This is a genomic window from Yersinia enterocolitica subsp. enterocolitica, assembly GCF_901472495.1.
GTDB lineage: Bacteria > Pseudomonadota > Gammaproteobacteria > Enterobacterales > Enterobacteriaceae > Yersinia > Yersinia enterocolitica.
The window spans coordinates 3,559,089-3,582,781 of the sequence record NZ_LR590469.1 but is presented as its reverse complement, the minus strand read 5'-3'; the positions used below and the strand labels follow the sequence as shown (position 1 = coordinate 3,582,781).

Sequence of the window (23,693 nt, the reverse complement as noted above, 5' to 3'; positions counted from 1 at the left end):
ACGAAGGCTATCAGCAAATAAGAGGATAGCCTTAGAAGTTGCACCATATGAACAGGTTATTGAGCCAGTATCTACTGGGTGTGTCCAAGGCGAATGTCCTCATCAAGAATAGTGCGCGCATGTTACGCCGAGAAGAAAAAGTCTGTCAACCGGTTAAAAGATGTTAATTGGTGAGCACAAATTTCAGTTTCTGGCGATAAACTCACCAATAGCAAAACCGGGCAAGAACACTCGGAGTTAATAGCGGTAAAAAGTAAAAAACCGAAGCCAGCTTCGACTTCGGTTTTGTGTATCCTGAATGCTGATTAAGCCGATGACTCAGCAAAATTTACAAACAGGCTTTCCCTTGGTATTGGCAAGAATAATCAACGCTTTATATTTTTAAACTGCTTAGTCGTGTCCGTTAGCGCAATTTCTGTCGGCAGCCTTTCCATTGAGCTGGCACCGTAGAAACCATCGCATTGCGGGCAATTATCCATGATGTATTGTGCATCTTGTGGGGTAGAAATCGGCCCACCGTGACACAACACAATCACATCTTCGCGTACTGCTTTTGCGGCAGCGGCCCATTTATTAATCAGAGGAACGCAATCCGCCAGCTTCAATGCAGTGTCAGCGCCAATATTACCGCCGGTGGTCAGCCCCATATGAGGGACAATAATATCAGCCCCCGCTTGAGTCATGGCGACAGCATCTTCGGCACTGAAAACATAAGGTGTGGTGAGTAAATCTTTCTCATGAGCAAGACGGATCATGTCTACTTCCAAACCATAACCCATGCCGGTTTCTTCAAGGTTGGCGCGGAAGTTCCCGTCGATTAACCCAACTGTTGGGAAGTTCTGCACGCCAGAAAAGCCCAATGCTTTCAGTTGATCCAGGAACTGGTCAAACTGACAGAATGGATCTGTGCCATTCACCCCCGCCAGCACCGGTGTATGTTTGACCACTGGCAGCACTTCTTTTGCCATATCAACCACAATTTCATTGGCATTGCCGTAGGCCAACAGACCGGCCAGCGAACCACGACCGGCCATGCGATAGCGGCCCGAGTTATAGATAACGATGAGATCGATACCGCCCGCCTCTTCACATTTGGCCGATAGACCCGTACCCGAACCGCCACCGATAATCGGCTCACGGCGGGCAATCATTTCCCGAAATTTAGCTAATATGGCCTGGCGTTGAAATTTTGGCATATGCTTCTCCAGATATTTTTATGCCCCTAATGGGATGGGGTTTTTGCTATTTCTTTAAAGTTTTCGACCGCTGCCTGGGCAAACTGTGGATCATTAATATTGAACGGATAATGCACCAGACGGCGTTTGTCAGTTTGAATCACGGTTTCTTGCAGCGTATGGATAAAGGCTTGCAATGCTTTTTCGTCCCAGAAGGGCTGGCCTGGAGCATCCAGCGCAGAGAAACCGCCCTGTGGAATCAAGAAACGCACTTCCCCTTCACAGCGATTGAGCTTCTCGCCAATCCAGCGCGCCATCTCAATGTTCTCTTGCTTGGTGGTACGCATCAGCGTGACTTGCGCGTTGTGCTCATAGAATAAGCGGTCAGCGTATTTCACCGGAATGGTGGCAGGGCTACCGAAATTGACCATATCTAATGCACCACAAGAGCCAACATAAGGGATTTGGCTGTGAGCAATGGCATCGAACCTCTCTGGCCCGCAGGCTAAGACACCATCAAATAATAGATCGCAGACTTCGGTAGTGGTCAGATCCAGCGCCCCTGCCAGCAAGCCACTTTCCGCTAATTTTTCCATAGCTTTGCCGCCACTGCCGGTCGCGTGGAACACCAGGCAATCATATTCTGCCGATAACGCCGCACTGACAGCCTGAATACACGGGGTCGTCACACCAAACATGGTCAAACCCAGCGCAGGTTTGTCATCGGTGGCTAACTCTGCTTGGGCAAATACTTCTTTGGCAAAATAAACCGCACCAGCAATTTGATGAGCCGCATTACTCAGTACCCGGCGGGAAATACGATTAAGCCCGGCAATATCCGTCACTGAATACATCATGGCAATATCACTGGCACCGATGTAACCGGAAACATCACCAGAAGCCATAGTTGACACCATCAGTTTAGGAATACCGATAGGTAAGCTTTGCATAGCGGGTGTTATCAGCGCCGTACCACCGGAGCCTCCCAAACCTAACAGTGCAGCCACATCATCACGGCTGGCAATAAAACGTTCAAAAGCTACCGCCATCGCACTTATCGCCCGCCCCCTATCACCACAGAACACCGCCTGACGCCCATCGGGATGGTGGCTTGCCACCGTTTCAGCCGTGATATCAGCGCCACCTGCGCGCCGAGCCTCTTTGGTCGACAAATCAACCGTGACTGTCTTCAGGCCGGTTGCTTTAATCAATTCACTGACATAGGCCAGCTCGTCGCCTTTGGTATCTGTCGTAGTCGCGATGAAAATATGACGGGGCATCTGAACATCCTTCTGTGAATGCGGAATGTCACAAAAAATGAAGCGCGTTGGTTAAGATAGAATCATATTGAGACTGCCGTATCATTATCGCAAAGGGCATTGGTTAAATGTGAGACTGTCGTCTCAAAAACAATCTGAATGTGAAGGGCATTCATGGCGATTTGTGCGAGCGGTTTGTTATAGTGGGCGCAAATACGATCTCAAGACTATGGAGTGACCGTGAGCCATCAAGATAAACCAGAACAGGCCTCTCCATCACTAACCACCATCAGGGCCAGAACCCGGCGGTTACTTATCGATACAGCGATGTCGATGTATGAACAAGGCGCGTTTCCATCAATAACCGAAGTGGCGAACGCTGCCCAGCTTTCCCGTGCCACGGCTTACCGCTATTTCCCAACACAAAGTGCCTTGGTTTCTGCCATGGTTGATGAGAGCCTCGGGCCGATATTGGCGTGGCAACCGACTCAACCTGATGCCGGTCAGCGAATTGCTGAATTATTGTCTTTTGCTTATCCGCGGATGTTGCAACACGAAGGTGTGCTGCGAGCTGCGTTGCATTTATCGTTACAACAATGGGCCGACAACCGTAGTAATCCAAATAATTAAGAAAAGTTGATTCGTGGTAACCGTAAACGGTTGTTAAAACTGGCAGTCGAGCCATTGGAAGGAAAGTTAACGCCAGAAGCACTGCAACGAGTGATCCATGCTTTCTCGTTAATTTATGGGTCAGAAGTGTTTATGGTGCTGAAAGATATTTGGCATTTGGATGACGCCGGAATTCAGGATGTTACTCAGTGGATGGGCAAAGCCATTCTGCTACAAGCGGAAACCGATGCAAAGCAGGCGGCTCAGGATGAGAGCCGCATGAATAAGTGATTCGGGTAAGTGAATGCCGCTAACGCCGCTGCGGCGTCAAGGCCGCAGAATTTACCCAAAGTCATTGGCGTTGCAGCAAGGCAGCAAATGAACGCGTCCCGATGAGCTGACATTAGTCAGTGATTCGGGTAAGTGAGTGCCGCTAACGCCGCTGCGGCGTCAAGGCCGCAGAATTTACCCAAAGTCATTGGCGTTGCAGCAAGGCAGCAAATGAACGCGTCCCGATGAGCTGACATTAGTCAGTGATTCGGGTAAGTGAGTGCCGCTAACGCCGCTGCGGCGTCAAGGCCGCAGGGTAAATTTAGACGGCTTCTAGTCTGGCATAAGCCGCCACCAACCACTTAATCCCTTCACCGGGGAAGGCTACTTGCAAGCGACTGTGCTCACCGCTGCCTTCCAAATTGACGATAGTGCCTTCACCAAACTTAGGATGTCGCACCCGCTGGCCCAGTGAGAAACCGCTGTCATTTTCGTTCATTGGCGTCCCCATTCTACGGTGGCTTACTGGGCGAGAGACCGTCGCGCGTAGCCGCACTTCTTCGACGCACTCTTGCGGCAATTCGCCGATAAAACGTGATGGCCGATGATTCACTTCTTTGCCGTACAAACGGCGGCTCTCGGCATAACAGAGTGTCAGTTTCTGCATCGCGCGCGTGACCCCAACATAGGCCAGCCGCCGTTCTTCTTCCAGACGCCCACCTTCATCCAGTGACATCTGACTGGGGAACATGCCCTCTTCCATACCCACGATAAATACCTGCGGGAACTCCAACCCTTTTGCTGAATGGATAGTCATCAGTTGCACTGCATCCTGATAGGCATCTGCTTGCCCCTCACCGGCTTCCAGCGCCGCATGAGAAAGAAATGCCTGTAGTGGCATCAGATCCTGATCTTCATCCTGATAGCTGTATTGGCGGGTCGCATTGACCAGTTCTTCAAGGTTTTCAACACGCGCCTGACCTTTTTCGCCCTTTTCCTGCTCATACATCGACCACAAGCCAGAATCGCGAATGACTCGATCAGTTTGGACATGCAGCGGCATATCCGCTGTTTCATGCGCCAGTGAATCCACCAGTTCGACAAAACGTTGCAGCGCAGAAGCCGCACGGCCTGCCAGCACTTTTTCCTGCAACATGGCACGGGTTGACTGCCACAAGGTTAACTGACGGTCACGCGCGGTTTGGCGAATCACATCTAATGTGCGATCACCAATCCCACGAGTCGGCGTATTCACCACCCGCTCAAAAGCAGCATCATCGTTACGATTGGAAATCAGACGTAGATAAGCCAGTGCGTCTTTGATTTCCTGACGTTCGAAGAAGCGCTGACCACCATAAATACGGTACGGCATCGCCGTTTGTAACAAGGCCTCTTCCAAAACACGCGATTGGGCATTACTACGATACAAGATGGCGCAATCATTCAGCGCACCGCCGTTGTCTTGCCAGGCTTTAATGCGATTCACCACAAACCGGGCTTCATCCAACTCGTTAAAGGCACAATAGAGCGAGATAGGCTCGCCTTGCCCCCCATCAGTCCACAAGTTCTTACCCATGCGGCCATCATTATTAGCAATCAGGGTGTTTGCCGCCGTCAGAATATTGCTGGTCGAACGATAATTCTGCTCCAATCGGATGGTTTCAGCGCCGGGAAAATCTTTCAGGAAGCGCTGGATATTCTCCACCTGCGCCCCGCGCCAACCATAAATTGACTGGTCATCGTCACCGACAATCATCACATTGGAGCGATCCCCCGCCAGCAGGCGAATCCAGGCATATTGAATGTTGTTGGTATCCTGGAACTCATCCACCAGAATGTTGGTAAAGCGCTCGCGATAGTGATTCAGAATGTGCGGCTTATTTAGCCACAGCTCATGCGCACGCAATAATAGCTCGGCAAAATCCACCAGGCCCGCGCGGTCACAGGCTTCCTGATAGGCCTGATAAATACGCAACCAAGTGGCTTCAACCGGGTTACCGTAGCTCTCAATATGCTGCGGACGTAGACCTTCGTCTTTTTTGCCGTTGATGTACCACATTGCCTGACGTGGAGGCCATTGTTTTTCATCTAAATTCAAGGCTTTAACCAAGCGTTTCAATAACCGTAGTTGGTCGTCACTGTCGAGGATTTGGAAATCTTGCGGCAGATTGGCATCCATATGGTGAGCACGCAACAACCGGTGCGCCAACCCGTGGAAAGTACCAATCCACATGCCGCCCTGACTGGTGCCAATCAAATGCTCAATACGGTGGCGCATTTCGGCTGCCGCTTTATTGGTAAAGGTCACCGCGATAATCGAATACGGGGAAGCATTTTCTACCGACAACAGCCAGGCAATACGATGAACCAGCACCCGTGTTTTGCCACTGCCCGCACCGGCCAGTACCAACAGGTTGCAGCGTGGCGCGGCCACGGCTTCACGTTGTTTTTCATTCAGGCTGTCGAACAGATCAGAAACGTCCATAGGCACCGTTTATCGGGTAAGGGAAAATAGCCAAATCGCCAGTTATCCGGCGATTTTAACATCATTTCACTGTGAATTTATACAGAGTTATTGCAGAGGATTATAGCAATGCTGTCAGGGAAGCCAACTGCGATATCTCAATATGTGGCAATAACCGGCTGTCACTGGCCGTCATCAGGCTCTGTTGGCGGTCGTTAATCCAGCATGCTTGCATACCACAACGCAGTGAGCCAGCCACATCGGTGGTCAGGTCATCACCGACATGTAAGATGTTTTTCAGCGGAATATCCAGATGATTAGCCGCTTTATGGTACATATCGCGGAAGGGTTTGGCGCGGCCATGCGGGCCGGAGCGCAAGACAAACTGAAAATAATTATCCAGACCACAGGCTTTAGGGTCCGCATTGCCATTGGTGATAGCCACCAGCGGATAATGCTCAGCCAGCGCGCTTAAGGTATCGTGTGTCGCCGGCGGCACATAAATACGGCTACGCCATAGGGCAAAGTTTTCCATAGCAGCATCAGCCCCACATTGCGCTTCTGACTTACTCAAACCATGACGCATCAACCCCAGCTCAATAGCATGCCAGCGCCACTGAGTGACATCGTGGTAAATGTCCGGGTCTTGCTCCAGTAATTCACGGCGAAAGCGGTGTAAATCTGCGGCTTGTAACTGCGCCAAATTGGGGTGGTACTGCTGTAAAAATGCCACAGACTCTTGTTCTGTACGGGATATCACCGGCCGATTGTCATACAAGGTGTCATCCAAATCGAAGGTAATGGCGGAAATACGTTCAAGTGGACGATAAAAATGCATCAGGATTTGCCTCGTTTGGCCCGTGGATGAGCAGCATCATACACTGTTGCCAGATGTTGAAAGTCTAGATGAGTATAAATTTGTGTGGTGGTCAGATTGGCGTGGCCGAGTAACTCCTGCACGGCACGCAGGTCGCCACTGGATTCCAGCATGTGGGTGGCGAAAGAGTGGCGTAGTTTATGCGGGTGAATATGGCTACTGACCCCTTGCTTGACCCCCCATTCGGCAAAGCGTTTTTGCACATTTCGCGCTGAAATCCGCTTCCCGGTATTGGCTAAAAAGATGGCGTCATCCTGCGGTTCAAACAATTCACGCAGTTCCAGCCAATGCTCCAGCCACTTAACTGCCGTCTTGCCGATAGGGACTTTGCGCTCTTTGCTACCCTTACCCATCACCCACACTTCACCACTCGCCAGATCGACATGTTTGCAGTTCATTCCGACCAGTTCAGATAAGCGCAAGCCCGCGCCATACATGACTTCCAGCATCGCCCGGTCACGCACTGCCAGTGGGTCATTCAGGTCGATATCCAGCAGTTTATCGACCTCATCGACATCAATATTTTTCGGCAGATGACGGCCAGAACGCGGGGTACTGACCCCTTTAGCCGGGTTGGCTTGCAGTACGCCCTGACTGACCAGCCAGTTGAGGAAACTGCGCAAAGCCGAGAGTCGCAAAGCCAGGCTGGATGAGTGCAAACCGGCGCGTTTACTACGCGAAACCAACGAGCGCACTTGCGCGGCATCCAGTGTTTGCCAGTGTGCCAACCCCATCTGTTCGCCCATTTCCATCAGCGCTTGCAACTGACGTCGATAGCTGGTGATAGTTAGCGGGCTAAGTTGGCGCTCAACTTTGAGGTAACGCAGAAAAGCCTCTACCTGCGGGGCAAGTGAAGTACTGAAATCAGTCATACTGGCTCTATCCAGCGCTCCAGCAGGCTCGGCAATAACATGGATAATTGATTCAGCATCACAGTGCCCATGCCTTGCTGATAATGCTGGATATCACGACTGCTGAAAACGATAACCCCCAGATCACCCTCTTTGCCCAGCAACGACAATGCCACAGACCCGACTTGCTTAGCTTGCGGCAATAATAGCAGCAGCTCCGGCCCATTCAGGCTGCCAAGATAATGGCGAGCATTCCCCAGCCGCTGAATGCGCATTGGCTCAAAAGCATGGCGAGACAGACCCAAATGGGTGAAGTCAGATGGCGCACCGATTTGCCAACGGTCAGTAAACAATCTGACATTTGCACCAGCCAGCCCAAAATCTCTGGCCCAGCGCTGCAAACGATTGAGCATATCTTGCAAGCTACTGGCGGCGGCAAGATTACCTTGCAGTTGCAGTAACCGGTTGAATAACACTTCATTCAGACCCGCCTGCTCCATCAGTAACGTAATCTCTTCTTCCAACTGACCTATCTGGTTACGCTGACGCCCCAGTTGCCACTCCACCAGCGAGACTGTGCCTCTAACCGGATGGGGAATATGCATCTGTTCAACCAAACGAGCATTGCGGATAAAGAAGTCGGGATTTTGCAATAAATACTGCATAACGGCATCGTCGTCTAACTCGATACCCGCTAGCGCCTGCTCCTCAGAACTTTTCATTTAACACCCATCGTAATGAACATTTATACCCTAAATAATTCGAGTTGCATGAAGGCGGCAACTGAGCGAGTCCCCAGGAGCTTACATAAGTAAGTGACTGGGGTGAACGAAGGCGGCCAACACACATGCAGCTTGAAGTATGACGGGTATACTATAAATGAATAAATCCGTCATACACATGGGTGGCTGGCCCGGTCATATACAGCGGGTGACCCGGCCCTTTCCAACTGATATGCAAACTGCCACCCGGCAATTCAACATGCACCTCTTCACCCAACAATTCTTGCTGAATACCAACCGCCACGGCCGCACAAGCCCCGCTACCACAAGCCTGAGTTTCACCGGCTCCACGCTCATACACCCGCAAGCGGATATGTTCACGGCTCACAACCTGCATAAAGCCGATATTAGCCCGTTCGGGAAAGCGCTCATGGCTTTCTAATACTGGGCCTAGCAAGGCAACATTGGCAACCGAAACATCATCAACCTGCATCACACAATGAGGATTGCCCATCGAAACGACACCACATAACACGGTGTGCTCGGCGGCACGTAAAATGTAGGTTTTTTCAGCTTTAGCCGCACGGAAAGGAACACTCTGCGGTTCGAAATTGGGTTCGCCCATATTGACGCACACCAGTTCGTCTTCAGTCACACTCAATATCATACGACCGGTTTGAGTGCTGACACTGATATCGCGTTTATTGGTCAGCCCTTTCAGTCGGACAAAACGGGCAAAACAGCGCGCGCCATTGCCACACTGAGAGACTTCGCTGCCATCGGCATTAAAAATACGGTAGTGAAAATCCAGCTCAGGATCATAAGGTGGCTCAACCACCAACATTTGATCAAAGCCCACGCCAGTGTGCCGGTCTGCTAATCGGCGGATCAACTCCGGCGAAAAGTAAACATTTTGGGTAACTGCATCGACAACCATAAAGTCGTTGCCAAGACCGTGCATTTTGGAGAACTGCATTTCATACTCCGCTGACTTTTATTGACCGGCTAAATTTTCGGTACTGGCTACATTCGGTACTGACTCAATCTGGCGGCGTAAAGGATTGTCACTGTGGCCCAGCGATACTTTGGGTCGGTTTTGAATCGCCCGGTAAACCCTGCTGATTTTTATCGACCTGACCGCTGTCTTGTTTGGTCGTTTCGACCTTGGGTTTATCTGACGGTGGGAAATATAACGGGCCTTTCAGACCACAACCGCTCAACGCGAACACCATCATCGCAGTCAGTGACCAACATAGTTTCTTTTTCATTTTTTAACGCCTGTAAATTGTTTTGACGCCGGTAAATGTGTTATTGCCTGTGATTCACGCGTCCAAGGCCTCTATAATCGCAGGTGGATCATGAAAAGCAATAGGAATTGAATATGAACGACAGCGAGTTTCATCAGTTAGCCGATCAATTGATGCTTTGCATTGAAGAAACACTGGATGGTTTTAGTGGCGATAGCGATATCGATTATGAAACCAATGGCGGGGTGATGACCCTGACTTTTGAGAATGGCAGCAAGATTGTTATCAACCGCCAGGAGCCATTACATCAGGTATGGTTGGCAACTAAAGCGGGCGGTTATCATTTTGATTACCGCGAAGGGCACTGGTATTGCTCGCGCAACGGCGAAGAGTTCTTTACCAAGCTATCCGAAGCAGCGACCGCGCAAGCTGGCGAAGTCGTGAGTTTTAGCTAGTCGCTCAAGCTAACTCCTGCGGCGTCAAGGCCTCGAGATTTAGTTTACCCAAAGTCATTGGAGTTGCAGGTAGGCAGCCAGTAAACGCATCCCGATGAGCTGACTCAAGTCAGTGATTCGGGTAAGCGCGCGCAGCTAACACCCCTGCGGCGTCAAGGACACAGGGGAAATCAATGTAGCTGAAACTGCTGCGCCGGCGCGGAGGTTTCTTTATCCGCAATATGCAGATGAGACAACGCATTGCTACGGAAAGGAATCACCTGAGTTCGACCATCTAACTGCACAATTTGGTAGAACTGCGGCAAGTTGAAGTTGATAAAGCTGGAGCCGTAAGTAAAGCGGTCGTGGGAAGATGAATAGAAACGGCTAACATCCCGCACTAACTCCTCTTTGCTGCCTTCGCAATGATGATAAACCTCAACGCGGTTGGTCTCATCCAGGATATAAATATTAAATCCTTTCTCATCTGCGGTGCCTTCGAAGAAGAACTGAATAATCCCTTCGCTGGCAAAACCGTCCACAACTGGCGGCAGATGAATTTGATCGGTTTCGACCTGAATCGATAACCCATGCAACTTGTTATTGGATATCGCACCATAGAATTCGACGGCATTTTCCAATTTCTGCACCGAGACACTCAGGCGCTCAAAGAACAAGCCCCATGTTTGACCGGCAACTCGCACCGCTTTGAAACGGCCCGGTTCCTGGCGAGTACTGGACAAGCGCAGTTCAATACATTCAGAAACCAATTGCTGGATACGGGTACGAATCAAGCCACGTAAGTGTTGGCTATAGCAGAACACATCCACGGATTCTGGCGGAGCCGCATCCTGATGCATTTTGCCTAAAATTGTTTTCAACGCTTCCAATACCGCCTGTTCACCGCTGAAATGCAGCGTCCGCACTTCATTCCATGAATTGCGATACAACAAATCGATACTACCAACCAGGCACTGCTGCTGCTCGCCAAAACTGAAAACATCCAGTTTGCGGAAATCAAAATGCACCACTTGATTACGGAAAGCCGCAGTTGGGTCATGTTCCAGATTGACGATAATCGCTAAATGGCGAATCTCGCACGGGCTATACAGCGCTTTAGGTGTCGGCGCTGGCAGACGCAATGGGAAGTGGTGAGAGATATCTGTCACCAACTCTTGCAGTTTGACGGTATCGCACAGATTGGCACTTTTAATATGCAGGTGCGTTTTGCTGGTTAATAAGCCGTTGAAATAGGCCCATGACACCAATTTATTCAGATAACGGTTATATTCCAGCGGCTGATGGCTGACAATCGTCTCCATCGACGGCGCTTGGTTATACAGATACCAGCCCGGACGGTTAGCACGGCCCGCTGGCACATGAATAAAGGTCAGGTGTTCTTCGGAAAGATCCGGTGAAATTTGTGGGTTGACCAGAGTCACTTTACCCGGTAGGGCTTCAAATGCCGCATACAGTTTGCGGGTCAGAACGCCGATATCCTGCGGGCTGGCGCTAACACTCAAGTTGTTGCGCCGCGCAAAGCGAATCAAATTACGATAGCTTTGCATCATGGCATCTAACAGCTCGTTATGTGCTTCACGCACCCGTTCAATCTTCCAGTTCGCGCGGTTATCCAACACCGCCAGACTCTCGTCACTCCAGCCCCATTCACTGACCAATTGGCTGAGAATTTCACGACGCCAGCCCACACTTGCAGGGGTTCGGGATAATTTCTCACACACTTTCAGATAGAAACAACGACGCACCAGGTTCAAACGGGTGGTGTCATTAATTTGGGTCAGGTAGCGGGTGACGCGATCAAGCATCATGCAGTAAGCATCAAGGCCAAATGCCACAATTTCACCGGCATGCAGACGCTGCTTGATTTCCATCGCCAACAGTTGGGAATTAGGGTATTCCCAAGAATAGGCTTCAAGCAGAACCGTTTTCAGCACCGCTTTATAAGGCGAATCGATACTCTTGTACAATTGCCACAAACTGGCCCCGAAATACTCTTCCGCTGACAGGGTGCTCAAACCGCCCAGATCCAGCCATTCATTCGGAGTTAATACGCCCTGCGCATACAGCGACAGCACGTAATCATCATAATTATTTTCTTCTTCAACCGGGACCATATTCCACAGAATACGTTTCCCAGCCAGACGAACCGCACTGCGGTAAAATTCATCCAGCAATAAAATATGTTGGGTAGAGCCGCAATCCTCGCCCCCCAGACTACCACTGGCGTTATGGCGGAAACGGTTTTCATCTATCAGGAAGAAACTGACTTCAACACCCATTGATGCAGCCCATTTTTCCAGCAGACTACATTTCTTTTGCAGGCGGTTGCGCTCTTCAGCATCAAGCCAGGCTTGGTGACACACCCAGATATCCAGATCGGACGTATGGCACTGACCAATAGATGAAGTACTTCCCATTGAGTAGACGCCGGTAATCGGCAGTTCACCGCCCACACTCTGCTGCAAAGGTTGGCCCCATTTGGCTTCAACCTCAGAGAGATAATCCTGTTGCGTTTCATTGGGCGTGAAAAGACAGATGCCATGGGGAACGTTACCATCAAGGTAGCCCGGCATCAGTGGATGATGACAATGTAATAGGGTCGGTAGCAGACTGTAGACCTTTTGGAGGGCTGGCCCCATGGCCGCCAAGGCGCGATCGACTCGTAATTGGTTGATCGCATCCAGTCGCTGTTTTAGTGTCTCGATGTAGAGGTACAAGACGTCTCGCCTGATTGTTCCGGTGTTTAAAATTGCTCCGGTGCTTAGAATTGTTCCGGTGCTTAGAAAAAAAACCGTGTTCCAGATTCGCTTATGGCTTTTTTTGACTTTCAGCGAAAATATGGTTTTTGTTGAACTGACCAAAAAACATTTTGTTTGAAGACATATTGTTTGAATAACAGTTAACGAATTATTGCTGGAAACGTGATCAATCTAACACCTTGCCGATTGACCGTAAAGAAAGTAAAGCTATCCCTACAATTATAATGCCTATCTCTTGCCAAAGTCATGGTCAGTAATAGTCCAGTATCAGGCAAAAAACCGTTAAGGCCGTAGCGACCACACTGACAGCCTTCATCGGTCAATGGTAGGATGGGCCGTAAAATATAAAAACGGTAACAAGCAATGTTAGACAAAATTATTCGAATTGCCACGCGACAAAGCCCGCTCGCCTTATGGCAAGCACATTATGTTCAACATTTACTGCAAGCCAATCACCCAGGCCTGCAAGTCGAATTGGTGCCAATGGTGACCCGTGGGGACATCATTCTGGACACGCCACTGGCAAAGGTTGGTGGTAAAGGTTTGTTTGTTAAAGAATTAGAGCTAGCGCTATTGGAAGGACGAGCAGATATTGCCGTTCATTCAATGAAAGATGTCCCGATTGCCTTCCCTGAAGGATTGGGTCTGGTCACCATTTGTGAGCGTGATGACCCTCGCGATGCTTTCGTATCAATAAATTATGCTCATTTGGATGAGTTGCCCGCTGGCAGCATTGTGGGCACATCAAGCTTGCGCCGTCAGTGTCAATTGCGTGAGCGCCGCCCTGATCTGATTATCCGTGACCTGCGCGGTAACGTCGGCACGCGTCTTGCCAAGTTAGATAAAGGTGAATACCACGCCATTATTTTAGCCGTTGCTGGCCTCAAGCGCCTCGGGCTGGAAACGCGAATTCGTTATGCCATGCCTGCTGAGGAGTCATTGCCTGCGGTCGGTCAAGGTGCTGTCGGTATTGAATGCCGTCTCGATGATAATTTTACCCGTCAATTACTAGCACCATTGAATCATCGCGAGACTGAATTGCGCGTGTGCGCTGAACGCGCCATGAATACCCGCCTTGAAGGAGGTTGCCAGGTGCCTATCGGCAGTTATGCCGAATTGGACGGTGATACACTGTGGCTTCGCGCATTGGTCGGTGCCCCTGATGGCAGTGAAATTATTCGCGGTGAACGCCGAGGGCCGGCTGAAAATGCAGAGCAAATGGGTGTTGAACTGGCCGATGAGCTGCTATCACGGGGTGCCAGAGAGATACTGGCTGAGGTTTATCAGGATAATCCACCGCTATGACGATTCTGGTCACCCGTCCATCCCCTGCCGGGGAGCAGTTAGTCAGCCGCCTGCGTGCGCTGGGCCGGGTTGCCTGGCATGCACCCTTGATTGATTTCTCACCCGGCGATGACCTGCCCAAACTGCCTGCATTACTGCAAGATATGCAGGCGGGTGATTTGGTTTTTGCTTTATCACAAAACGCAGTTCGCTACGCTAACTCTCTGTTAAAAAGAAATAACCTGTCATGGCCTGCACAGTTATCTTATTATGCTATTGGTCGTAACACTGCATTAGCATTACATACTGCCAGCCGCTTGCACATCACCTTCCCCCCAACGGGAGAAACCAGCGAGATGCTATTATCATTGCCCGACCTGCAACAACTGACAGGTAAGAAGGCACTGTTATTGCGCGGTAATGGCGGGCGAGAGCTGCTTGGTGAAAGCCTGAGGGAGCGGGGTGCAACGGTGACTTTTTGCGAGTGTTATCAACGCAGTCCTATTTTTTATGATGGCAGTGAACAAGGTGCGCACTGGCAGCGTTCCGGAGTCGATATTCTGGTCGTTACCAGCGGCGAAATGCTACAACAGATCTATACTTTAGTTCCTGATTATTATCGTTCTTCCTGGTTGCTCCACTGCCGGCTAGTGGTCGTGAGCGATCGTTTGGCGGCCTTAGCAGCCCAAATGGGCTGGAGCAATATCCGGGTCGCAGAGAATGCTGATAATGATGCGCTGATCCGCGCACTACAAGATTTTTAATAAACCTGAAACCTGACTATGGGATGCCCAATATGACGGAACAAAATACCCCATCCGCACCAGTGGAAGAGACAACCACCGCGGCTGAGAGGCACCAACAGCCAGAACCAGAAATCCGCCGGGAGAAAAAATCCGGGCCAATTCTGGGCGCCATTGCTATTGCACTGGCCATCGCGCTAGGTGCCGGGCTTTATTATCACGGACACCAGCAGGCTCAGTTACAAGAAGCGGCAAATATTGCGCTGCAAGAACAGTTAGCCGAATTAAAGCAGAGTCAGTTGCAGGAAAAACAGCAGCTTGAGTCATTGTTGCAACAACAAGGCAAAGCGCTGGAGGCGGCTGACCGCCAACAAACCTCGCTGACGCGCCAACTAAACGAGTTACAAGAAAAAGTCGCGACTATTTCAGGAAGTGATGCCAAAACCTGGTTACTGGCACAAGCTGATTTTCTGGTGAAAATGGCAGGGCGTAAACTCTGGAGTGATCAGGATGTCACCACTGCCGCCACATTACTGAAAAGTGCCGATGCCAGTCTGGCCGATATGAATGACCCAAGCCTTATCGACGTGCGTCGGGCCTTAACCGAAGATATCAGTACCCTTTCGGCAGTCACGCAAGTCGATTTCGACGGTATTATTCTCAAATTGAATCAATTGTCGAATCAGGTCGATAACCTGCGTCTCGCCGATAACAATATTGATGATTCCCCGATGGATGCCAATAGCGATGAGCTGTCCAGTTCATTAGCCGAGTGGCGTCAGAATCTGACCAAAAGCTGGCATAGCTTTATGTCTGACTTTATTACTATTCGCCGCCGCGATAGCAGCGCTGAGCCACTGTTAGCACCCAATCAGGACGTTTATTTACGTGAAAATATCCGTTCCCGCTTGCTGGTCGCCGCTCAGGCCGTGCCTCGCCATCAGGATGAAGTGTATAAACAGTCGCTAGAGACGATTTCTACCTGGGTTCGCGCCTATTTTGATGTGAATGACCCGAATACCAAGGCGTTTCTGGATGAATTGGAGAGCCTGAGTCAGCAGTCAATTTCAATGGACGTGCCTGATCAATTGAAGAGCCAGCCGATGCTGGAAAAATTGATGCAAACCCGGGTTCGTAACTTACTGGCACAAGCGCCAGTTGCCGCTCAGGGGGAATAAGTATGCTGCGAGTGTTACTGTTATTCCTCATTCTGACCGCCGGGATCGTCCTTGGCCCCATGCTGGCCGGTCATCAGGGTTATGTATTGATCCAAACTGACAACTATAACGTCGAAACCAGTGTGACCGGTTTAGTCATTATGTTGGTCTTAGTGTTGGTGGCGTTCCTGATAGTGGAATGGATATTGCGCCGTATTTTCCGCACTGGTGCACGTACCCGTGGCTGGTTCCTCGGCCGTAAACGCACCCGCGCCCGTAAGCAAACCAAAGCGGCACTTATCAAATTGGCAGAAGGTGATTTCAAGCAAGTTGAGAAGTTATTGACTCGCAATGCCGATCACGCCGAACAACCAATGGTGAACTACCTACTGGCAGCAGAAGCCGCTCAACAACGCGGTGATGAATTCCGTACCAATCAGTATCTGGAACGGGCGGCTGAAGTGGCTGACACCGACCAATTACCGGTCGATATTACCCGGGTACGGATTCAACTCGCACAAGGGCATGTTCATGCCGCACGTCATGGTGTTGATCGGCTCCTGGATCAAGCACCACGCCATCCGGAGGTGCTGCGTCTGGCTGAGCAGGCTTACCTCCGTTCCGGTGCTTACAGTTCATTACTGGAAATTTTACCCGCAATGAGCAAAGTGCAGGTACATATCGCCGAGGAAATCGCCGCGCTGGAACAGCAAGCTTATATTGGCATGATGAATCAGTGTATGGCCGAAGAAGGAAGTGATGGCCTGAAACGTTGGTGGAAAGATCAAAGCCGCAAAGTACGCAATGAGATCCCACTGCAAGTAGCCTTGGCGGAGCATCTGATTGAATGTGATGATAGTGATGTGGCCCAGCAGATCATTTTGGATGGTCTGAAACGTCAGTATGATGAACGGCTGGTGTTGTTGATCCCGCGCTTGAAGTCGGGCAACCCAGAGCCAATAGAGAAATCATTACGCCAGCACATCAAACAGCACGGAGCCACACCGTTGCTCAATAGCACTTTGGGTCAGTTGATGCTGAAACACGGCGAATGGGAGAAAGCCAGTGAGGCCTTTAAAGCCGCACTTGCACAGCGCCCAGACGGCTATGATTATGCATGGCTGGCTGATGCTCTGGATAAGTTACACCGCCCTGAGGATGCCGCTCAGGCTCGCCGCGAGGGGTTATTGCTCACACTGCGGCAGAATGGCGAGTCACTTTGATGGTACGCAAATCAATCTGTGAGCCAAGGGCCGACCGCACCCAGGGGCGCTCCGGCGACTTACGTACTTGTGTTTGAAACTAAAAGTGGCCCCTACGGCACGTTTCCCCTTGGTTCAGCTTTATTCGTCATCTAAAGGCTCCTTTGGGAGCCTTTTCTTTACCCCTGATTCGGATAAGTGCGTACAGCTAACACCCCTGTAGCCTCAAGTACGAAGGGTATGCAAAAAAAAAACGCTTGCCGATAAGGGCAAGCGTCTGAAATTTTCAGGTCTACAGACAACAATGTCGGTGCCTCACTCAACGTTATGCCCGGTATGTGATGAAGATATTCAACATCGTTTACATGGACAATAGGCACCCTAAAATCGGCTCTGCGTCATCCCTGGGTTTATGAAGCTAAATTGGCTATAAAAACCAGGCTATCATAATAAGTGGGATGAGCATCTACACAGGAGATAATGCAGTTAGCATGCCAAGTTTTACAACAGGCCAATTATTTACTCACCCATCCTTAAATAAACTTATAATTAACTGATAATTAATAATTTTATTTTCTTGCTAACTCATAGTACAAAATCTCACTTCCACTATCCTGGGTTTAATCCTACCAACGTGATCTGTCGCTACAAAACGACGGTATAAGCTATCAATTTTTTTCTTTATATTTATCATGCTTTTATACGTCTCCATTTAGAGACAAAGCATTCGACTTTTGTCGCAAAAAACCAACACCCTGCACTTCATCTAATAAAAAGAAGATCGGCTCCTACCATCAGGCAAATTTGATCAAAGAGCGCCAACAGCGGTTTTTTATGCAAGTAGAACGGATACAACGATGGATAGCAGAATGAAAAACAGGAGGAGGAATAATATGGAAATCGATTTGATACGAGCAAGTCGGAGACAAAGTACAGACGAAAAAAAACCCCGCATTGCGGGGTTTCTTCTGAAATTGGTCGGCGAGAGAGGATTCGAACCTCCGACCCACTGGTCCCAAACCAGTTGCGCTACCAAGCTGCGCTACTCGCCGATTTCGTACTGCTCACTCTACATGGCCTTTCGACCTATGTCCATGTAAATCTTAATAAAATCTACATGTTTTGTGTGGTGCGAAGGGAGGGACTTGAACCCTCACGTCCGTAAGGACACTAACACCTGAAGCTAGCGCGTCTACCAATTCCGCCACCATCGCATGTTCCACAAAATTTGGGGTGGCTAATGGGGCTCGAACCCACGACAACTGGAATCACAATCCAGGGCTCTACCAACTGAGCTATAGCCACCATAACTTCCTACTACTTACAGCTTACTTCGACTTCGTCGTACGCGGCAATCTTACCACCGCAGCTCTTGCACACAAAATTAATGGTGCGCCCGACAGGATTCGAACCTGAGACCTCTGCCTCCGGAGGGCAGCGCTCTATCCAGCTGAGCTACGGGCGCTTAGCGCCGTTGCGGGTGAGGATACTACGGTTTTAATACTTGGCTGTCTAGTGCTTTTTTAGAAGAAATGGTGTGTTTGCTTACGCTTTGCACACTCTGCCGCAAAAGTCAGCCATTGATAGCCCTCACTCCGCCTTATTCGCTGGTTTTATGGCCGCTTTAGCCCCTCTGGACCTGAAACCACAAGAGATGGGTCGACTGACGCCTTTTTATGCATTCCCAAAGCAAAATAGCATAGCGTCACCAATCCGAGGAAAATCACTCCGACCAGCAAAGATAGCTGGGTATCTGGGTTAATCCCCATACCGACCAATACACAAATCAGAAAGGCGATAGTGAGATAGTTCACATAGGGGAACATGATGGACTTAAACGGATGTTGCTTCAATGCCTCTTGGTGTACCTGACGAAAACGCAGTTGGCTCACTAACACCACGAACCATGGCACCATACCCGGTAGCACGCTGGCGCTGTAAACATACACAAACACCTGCTGTGGATTGGGAATAATGTAATTGAGGCTAGAACCCACCATCAGACATAAAATAGTGACCGCAATACAATAGACCGGGACACCGCTGGCAGACAGTTTGGTCAGGCAAGCAGGTAACTGGCGATTCTTCGCCAAGGCATATAGCATACGCCCGCCGCTATACATGCCACTATTACACCCCGACAGTGCCGCCGTGAGCACCACAAAGTTGATAATCCCTGCGGCTGAAACTATTCCTATCTTGGCAAAGGTGAGTACAAACGGGCTGCCTCCAGTACCAATACCGTCCCACGGGAAAATAGTAACTATCACGAAAATCGCCCCGACATAGAAAATCAGGATGCGCCAGAGGATGTTATTGATGGCACGTTTTAGTGTGACCTGAGGATTTCTGGCTTCGCCAGCCGTGATTCCGACTAATTCGACCCCCTGATAAGACGCCACCACAATACACAACGCAAACATGAAGCCTTTCCACCCCCCGGCAAAGAAACCGCCGTGGGCCGTCAGGTTATCAAATCCGATAGGTTGGCCATGATTACCAAAACCGAAGAAAATAACGCCTAACCCCACCAAAATCATCACAATGATGGTGGTCACTTTGATCATCGCAAACCAAAACTCCAGCTCGCCATACAACCTGACCGCCGCGAGATTAGCGAGTGCGACTATCGCCACCCCAGCAATAGCCGGTAACCATTGGGGGATTTCCGGGAACCAAAACTGGACATATACACCAATCGCGGTAATTTCAGATATCCCCACCGCTATCCACATAAACCAATAACCCCAAGCCGTCAGGTAGCCAAAATAGGGGCTAAGATACTTATGTGCATAAACGGCAAAAGAGCCTGCAACTGGCTCCAGATAGAGCATTTCACCCATGGATCGCATAATGAAAAATACAAACAAACCAGCAATGATATAAGCCAGTAATACCGACGGCCCCGCCCATTTTAATGTACTGGCGGAGCCCATAAATAACCCAACACCAATGGTACCACCCAACGCTATCAGTTCGATATGCCGGGCTTCCAGCCCACGGTGTAATCCTTTTTTCTCTTCGTTGTCTGCCATATATCCTCTATAAACCGACTGGTGTGTCTGCTCCGGATGTCCCGGTTGTTGTTATTCAATATAAGATTAACGACCAAATGAAATATTTAGCTTAATTATTAATACAGATTAAAGAATAGGAAAACGGCCCATAGAAAAACGCGGCGCTCACCACAGAACCGTAACCGGCCGGTATCGTTCCGTATCTGAGTCAGATAAGCAAACAAGAAACTAAAACTTTATGGAATAAATATTATTAAATTGATTCCAAAATGGAATTAAGAGAGGGGGATATTAATCAGGGGAATGGATAGGAAAGGTTTCATAGCATCAGGGCCTTATCGACCCCGATCCTAGGAAGGTTATTACAAGCGACCGCTATAATAATAACCAACAAATTTCAGCAATTTGAATTGGCGGCGAATACGGCTGGGTTGAGCCAGAAGGCGATAGAGCCACTCCAACCCCATGTTCTGCCATATCTTAGGCGCACGTTTAACATGGCCGGTAAAGACGTCGTAAGTCCCGCCAACCCCCATATAGAGCGCGTCAGGGTAGACTTTACGACAATCACGCATAAACATTTCCTGTTTAGGCGACCCCATGGCAACAGTGACAATTGCCGCGCCACTGGCAGCAATCCGTGCAAACAGCGCTTCGCGTTGTTCTGGTGTGAAATAGCCGTCCTGACTCCCGACCAGATTCACATTCCATTGCGCCCGTAATTTAGCTTCAGTTTCTGCCAACACGTCAGGTTTGCCACCGACTAAAAACACCGGTATCCCTTGCTGACCCGCGCGCTGCATCAGTGCTTCCCACAAGTCAGCCCCTGCCACTCGTGACAATTTCGCCTGTGGATATTTACGGCGGATAGCGCGCACCATACTGATACCATCAGCGTAAAGATACTCAGCCTCAGTGATCAACTGACGTAATGCCGCATCATCTTCCGCTTTTAGCAGTTTCTCTGCATTCATTGCTACCAACGTGCCCGTTTTCACCGGGCCACTGCTCAGCAAATGATCCAGCGTCTGCTCCATGTCTCGAAAACCCCAGATGTCGAAGCCACGGACACTATATTTGGGAATATCAATAGATTTTGGAATCTCAGTATTCTGTTCCATCATAATCCTTACAGTTGGCTGCTCTCGTGCGGTACGGATAACGGCTTCGGCTTACCAATATGGTGCTGCACCCGTTGCTTGATTAAACCCGCCGTATCGAACAACCAATACAACAATTTCGCCAGTATCAAACAGGCACCAAAAATCACACAGAAAAATACCACTCGTGAGACAAAGGAATCTAACCCTTCCCGCGCTAACACGATGATGTTAAACACCGCGCCAAAACAGAAGCTTTGCAGAATGGCGGCTTTGTAGCGATTCTTCTCGGCCTTACCTTGTTCATACAACCAGTCGAACCATTTAATGATTAATCCCACCACAATGGCACCCAGCGGGATAAACAGCACCCCCCCCATCACCACCAAGGAGCCTATCAACGTTGGGGAGATTGCCAGCCCTGAGTGGTTATCGAGCACATCCCAGGTAAAGTAATTGGCGGTATTCAACACCAAATCAGGGCGCGCTGGCCACAGGGAACTCGGAATAAACACATAAAAATCACGGATAATCGGTGCCAATCCTTGAAAATCTATTTTGTCGTAATTCTGGAGTAACAACCCAAGATTTTCCCACGGCGAGAAAGTATCGCGCGTCAGATAAAGGAAAGTATAAAACGCCTCTGCGCCGTTCACATCTAAACCGTAGCGCTTCAGGGCCAACCAGAACATGCCGACAATGCCAAAGACGCCAGCCGCTGCCAGCATCCACAGCGTTATCCAGCCGCGAACAATACCGATAAACAGGAATAATGAGAATGCAATAATGATATTCGCGCGGGTGCCGCCGACAATCACATAGGTCAGGATGCCAAATGCCACGGTGCTTACCAGGAAGAAAAACCAGGCGCGCATATCCTGCTTGAGGAAATAAACCACCAACATCGCCGGGATAAAGAAGTAGAAAAAGCGCTTCAATGCCACACCGGAGACATCGCTGGAGAAGATTTTACTGTAAGAATCTAGCTTAAATAGCAGGAAACCATTCTGCATAAAGAAGATGCCGACCGTGCCAATCGCCACCAGTGCCAGCAGTATCCAGGTGAGGTTGGTTTCTACCCGATTCATGGTGAATATCGGTGCCCGTGGCTGGCTGCGCGGCTTGTGCAGGCGTGTTTTATAGCTCACATAGTAAATGCCATAAAATGCCGTAGCGGACAGCATGGCATACAATAAATACTCAACTGGCACTACCGCCACACCAAACTGGAATACCAACATACACGTCAGCGGGAAGCCAAAATAGAATGTCAGCAAATAGAGCATTGAAAACAGGACGTTGAAGTTAAAGCGCACCCGCCGAAACTCCTGATACGTCAATGTCAGGATAAAAATAACGGCTAGCAGATAGACGCTGAAAAGACCGCCAAATTGCCCCAGCGTCATGGATGTTCTCCTGCGGCAAGCGCCAGCGCCTGTTGCCAACCTTCAATATAATTAGGATTAAAGAAGGCGATCGCGTGCTTATCCAGCCCCGCTAACTGGCGCTGCGCCTCGCGAATCAGCGGCTCATCCAATGAATCGCCATAGAAAAGCACCGGTATGTGCTGCTCAGCCAAATCTTGCCAGAATGGATTTTTGCGGCTCAACACAAAAGGCACGCCAAACTGGGTTAGCAAACACAGAGTGCCAATACCTTGCTGGCGATTAAAAATAAAATAGCCTAAATCACATTCACGCAGGATATTCAGATAATCATCAAATGGGATCTGCTCGGTCAAAATGCGCAGATTATCCGCCGCAAACAGTGCCAGACCCGCCTGCCTAACCTGCTCAATATACAGCTCATTATTAGCCGGATACCCCATTGGCAGAATAACCCGGGCATCAGGGCCAAATTGCTGATGAATGGCCTTCAGCGCCTCAATATGGCGGTTAGTGCTATCACCCGAATTCCCCACCAGAATGGTCATTGGCCCCGCCAGGGGTTTATCAATGTTAATACCGGTTAACGCCGGGTCCATGCGGGTCGGGAAATAGAGCAGTGACGCTGGCACACGCGGGTGACGCTGTTGGAAATAAATTAAATCACCGCGCGTCGCAAAAACATGCCCTACCCGCCCCTGTGCAATGCGGCGCAACAGGTAAAATAGACGGAATTTCAAGCTTTTGGCATCTTCATACAGATCCGCGCCCCAAATATGCCAATAAACCTGGCGCGGTTTGATTTTTCCACTCAGCAATGCCAGCCACAAAGTGGCATTAAACTGCCCATGCCAGAAAAAGCGCGTATCGCGGGAAGCTTGCGCGCGGGCAATCACCGCCTCAGCCAGAGTTTTCTTGTTGCTGTGCGTCTCAATATCCAATTGCGGGAATGATGAGAAAGGGGCCGTCTCTTTTGCCGCCACCATAAAATGCCGAGCCTGCTCGGCGGGCACACGAGTGGTCAGCACATCATTAAAGAAGCGCAATACAGTCAGATTATGGTGCGGGATGTCAGATCCCAGTACATGAATCAGGGTTGTCATTTTTTTCTACTGTA

At 49.8% G+C, this 23,693-nt stretch carries 18 protein-coding genes, 4 tRNA genes and 1 pseudogene; 6 read left to right on the top strand and 17 right to left on the bottom strand.

All coding sequences use genetic code 11. The features are described from left to right. Window positions 1–365: 365 nt before the first annotated feature. Window positions 366–1,196, bottom strand: coding sequence for a phosphoenolpyruvate hydrolase family protein (locus FGL26_RS16995; RefSeq protein ID WP_005176147.1), 831 nt, complete (start codon window positions 1,194–1,196; stop codon window positions 366–368). A 26-nt stretch (window positions 1,197–1,222) separates the two neighbouring features. After that, window positions 1,223–2,455: a Tm-1-like ATP-binding domain-containing protein gene (locus tag FGL26_RS16990; RefSeq protein ID WP_005176149.1), complete on the bottom strand. Its 1,233-nt coding sequence runs from the start codon at window positions 2,453–2,455 to the stop codon at window positions 1,223–1,225. A 219-nt stretch (window positions 2,456–2,674) separates the two neighbouring features. Between FGL26_RS16990 and FGL26_RS16985 the strand changes: the two are divergent. Continuing rightward, window positions 2,675–3,334 (top strand): annotated as a pseudogene (locus FGL26_RS16985) (TetR/AcrR family transcriptional regulator). Between the two features lie 301 nt (window positions 3,335–3,635). On the opposite strand, the gene uvrD reads toward FGL26_RS16985, so the two are convergent. From uvrD to lptM, 6 genes are all read right to left on the bottom strand, one after another. Further along, window positions 3,636–5,798 carry a DNA helicase II gene (gene uvrD / locus FGL26_RS16980; RefSeq protein WP_138060255.1) on the bottom strand — a complete coding sequence of 721 codons (2,163 nt, stop codon included), beginning with the start codon at window positions 5,796–5,798 and terminating at the stop codon, window positions 3,636–3,638. Between the two features lie 100 nt (window positions 5,799–5,898). Beyond that, window positions 5,899–6,615 carry a 5-amino-6-(5-phospho-D-ribitylamino)uracil phosphatase YigB gene (gene yigB, locus FGL26_RS16975; RefSeq protein ID WP_005176162.1) on the bottom strand — a complete coding sequence of 239 codons (717 nt, stop codon included), beginning with the start codon at window positions 6,613–6,615 and terminating at the stop codon, window positions 5,899–5,901. After that, window positions 6,615–7,526, bottom strand: a complete 912-nt coding sequence (gene xerC / locus FGL26_RS16970; protein ID WP_005176166.1) for a tyrosine recombinase XerC — start codon at window positions 7,524–7,526, stop codon at window positions 6,615–6,617. The genes yigB and xerC overlap by 1 nt, the downstream gene beginning before the upstream one ends. Next, window positions 7,523–8,227: a DUF484 domain-containing protein gene (locus FGL26_RS16965; RefSeq protein WP_005176169.1), complete on the bottom strand. Its 705-nt coding sequence runs from the start codon at window positions 8,225–8,227 to the stop codon at window positions 7,523–7,525. Before FGL26_RS16965 ends, xerC begins: the two co-directional genes overlap by 4 nt. A gap of 151 nt (window positions 8,228–8,378) precedes the next feature. Beyond that, window positions 8,379–9,203, bottom strand: coding sequence for a diaminopimelate epimerase (dapF, locus tag FGL26_RS16960; protein ID WP_005176172.1), 825 nt, complete (start codon window positions 9,201–9,203; stop codon window positions 8,379–8,381). A gap of 88 nt (window positions 9,204–9,291) precedes the next feature. Further along, window positions 9,292–9,495, bottom strand: coding sequence for an LPS translocon maturation chaperone LptM (lptM, locus tag FGL26_RS16955; RefSeq protein WP_005176174.1), 204 nt, complete (start codon window positions 9,493–9,495; stop codon window positions 9,292–9,294). A gap of 113 nt (window positions 9,496–9,608) precedes the next feature. Between lptM and cyaY the strand changes: the two genes are divergently transcribed. Next, window positions 9,609–9,929, top strand: coding sequence for an iron donor protein CyaY (gene cyaY / locus FGL26_RS16950; RefSeq protein WP_005176178.1), 321 nt, complete (start codon window positions 9,609–9,611; stop codon window positions 9,927–9,929). Between the two features lie 170 nt (window positions 9,930–10,099). Here cyaY and FGL26_RS16945 read toward each other — a convergent pair whose 3' ends face one another. Further along, complete coding sequence (locus FGL26_RS16945) at window positions 10,100–12,646, bottom strand: class I adenylate cyclase (protein ID WP_138060254.1); 2,547 nt, start codon at window positions 12,644–12,646, stop codon at window positions 10,100–10,102. Window positions 12,647–13,051: 405 nt separating this feature from the next. On the opposite strand from FGL26_RS16945, the gene hemC reads away from it, so the two are divergent. The 4 genes from hemC to hemY are packed head-to-tail and all read left to right on the top strand — an operon-like array spanning window position 13,052 to window position 17,095. Next, complete coding sequence (gene hemC / locus FGL26_RS16940; protein ID WP_005166104.1) at window positions 13,052–13,993, top strand: hydroxymethylbilane synthase; 942 nt, start codon at window positions 13,052–13,054, stop codon at window positions 13,991–13,993. After that, window positions 13,990–14,736, top strand: a complete 747-nt coding sequence (gene hemD / locus FGL26_RS16935; protein WP_005176184.1) for a uroporphyrinogen-III synthase — start codon at window positions 13,990–13,992, stop codon at window positions 14,734–14,736. Before hemC ends, hemD begins: the two co-directional genes overlap by 4 nt. A gap of 32 nt (window positions 14,737–14,768) precedes the next feature. Continuing rightward, entirely contained in the window at window positions 14,769–15,893 is a 1,125-nt protein-coding gene (gene hemX / locus FGL26_RS16930; RefSeq protein WP_005176188.1) for a uroporphyrinogen-III C-methyltransferase, read from the top strand. 2 nt (window positions 15,894–15,895) lie between these two features. Then, window positions 15,896–17,095 carry a protoheme IX biogenesis protein HemY gene (gene hemY, locus FGL26_RS16925; protein ID WP_005176189.1) on the top strand — a complete coding sequence of 400 codons (1,200 nt, stop codon included), beginning with the start codon at window positions 15,896–15,898 and terminating at the stop codon, window positions 17,093–17,095. A 954-nt stretch (window positions 17,096–18,049) separates the two neighbouring features. On the opposite strand, the gene FGL26_RS16920 is transcribed toward hemY, so the two are convergent. From FGL26_RS16920 to FGL26_RS16885, 8 genes are all read right to left on the bottom strand, one after another. Next, a tRNA-Pro gene (locus FGL26_RS16920) sits at window positions 18,050–18,126 on the bottom strand. A gap of 75 nt (window positions 18,127–18,201) precedes the next feature. After that, window positions 18,202–18,288, bottom strand: a tRNA-Leu gene (locus FGL26_RS16915). Window positions 18,289–18,303: 15 nt separating this feature from the next. Then, a tRNA-His gene (locus tag FGL26_RS16910) sits at window positions 18,304–18,379 on the bottom strand. An 83-nt stretch (window positions 18,380–18,462) separates the two neighbouring features. After that, window positions 18,463–18,539: transfer RNA gene (locus FGL26_RS16905), tRNA-Arg, on the bottom strand. Between the two features lie 148 nt (window positions 18,540–18,687). Continuing rightward, window positions 18,688–20,109, bottom strand: coding sequence for a bifunctional threonine/serine APC transporter ThrP (gene thrP / locus FGL26_RS16900; protein WP_005176196.1), 1,422 nt, complete (start codon window positions 20,107–20,109; stop codon window positions 18,688–18,690). A 344-nt stretch (window positions 20,110–20,453) separates the two neighbouring features. Then, on the bottom strand, window positions 20,454–21,212 hold the full coding sequence (gene wecG, locus FGL26_RS16895; protein WP_005176198.1) for a lipopolysaccharide N-acetylmannosaminouronosyltransferase: 759 nt from the start codon (window positions 21,210–21,212) through the stop codon (window positions 20,454–20,456). 8 nt (window positions 21,213–21,220) lie between these two features. Beyond that, window positions 21,221–22,597 (bottom strand): ECA oligosaccharide polymerase, encoded by a 1,377-nt coding sequence (gene wzyE, locus FGL26_RS16890; RefSeq protein WP_005176200.1) that lies wholly within the window; start codon window positions 22,595–22,597, stop codon window positions 21,221–21,223. Then, window positions 22,594–23,679 carry a TDP-N-acetylfucosamine:lipid II N-acetylfucosaminyltransferase gene (locus FGL26_RS16885; RefSeq protein WP_005176201.1) on the bottom strand — a complete coding sequence of 362 codons (1,086 nt, stop codon included), beginning with the start codon at window positions 23,677–23,679 and terminating at the stop codon, window positions 22,594–22,596. Before FGL26_RS16885 ends, wzyE begins: the two co-directional genes overlap by 4 nt. Window positions 23,680–23,693: the final 14 nt, after the last annotated feature.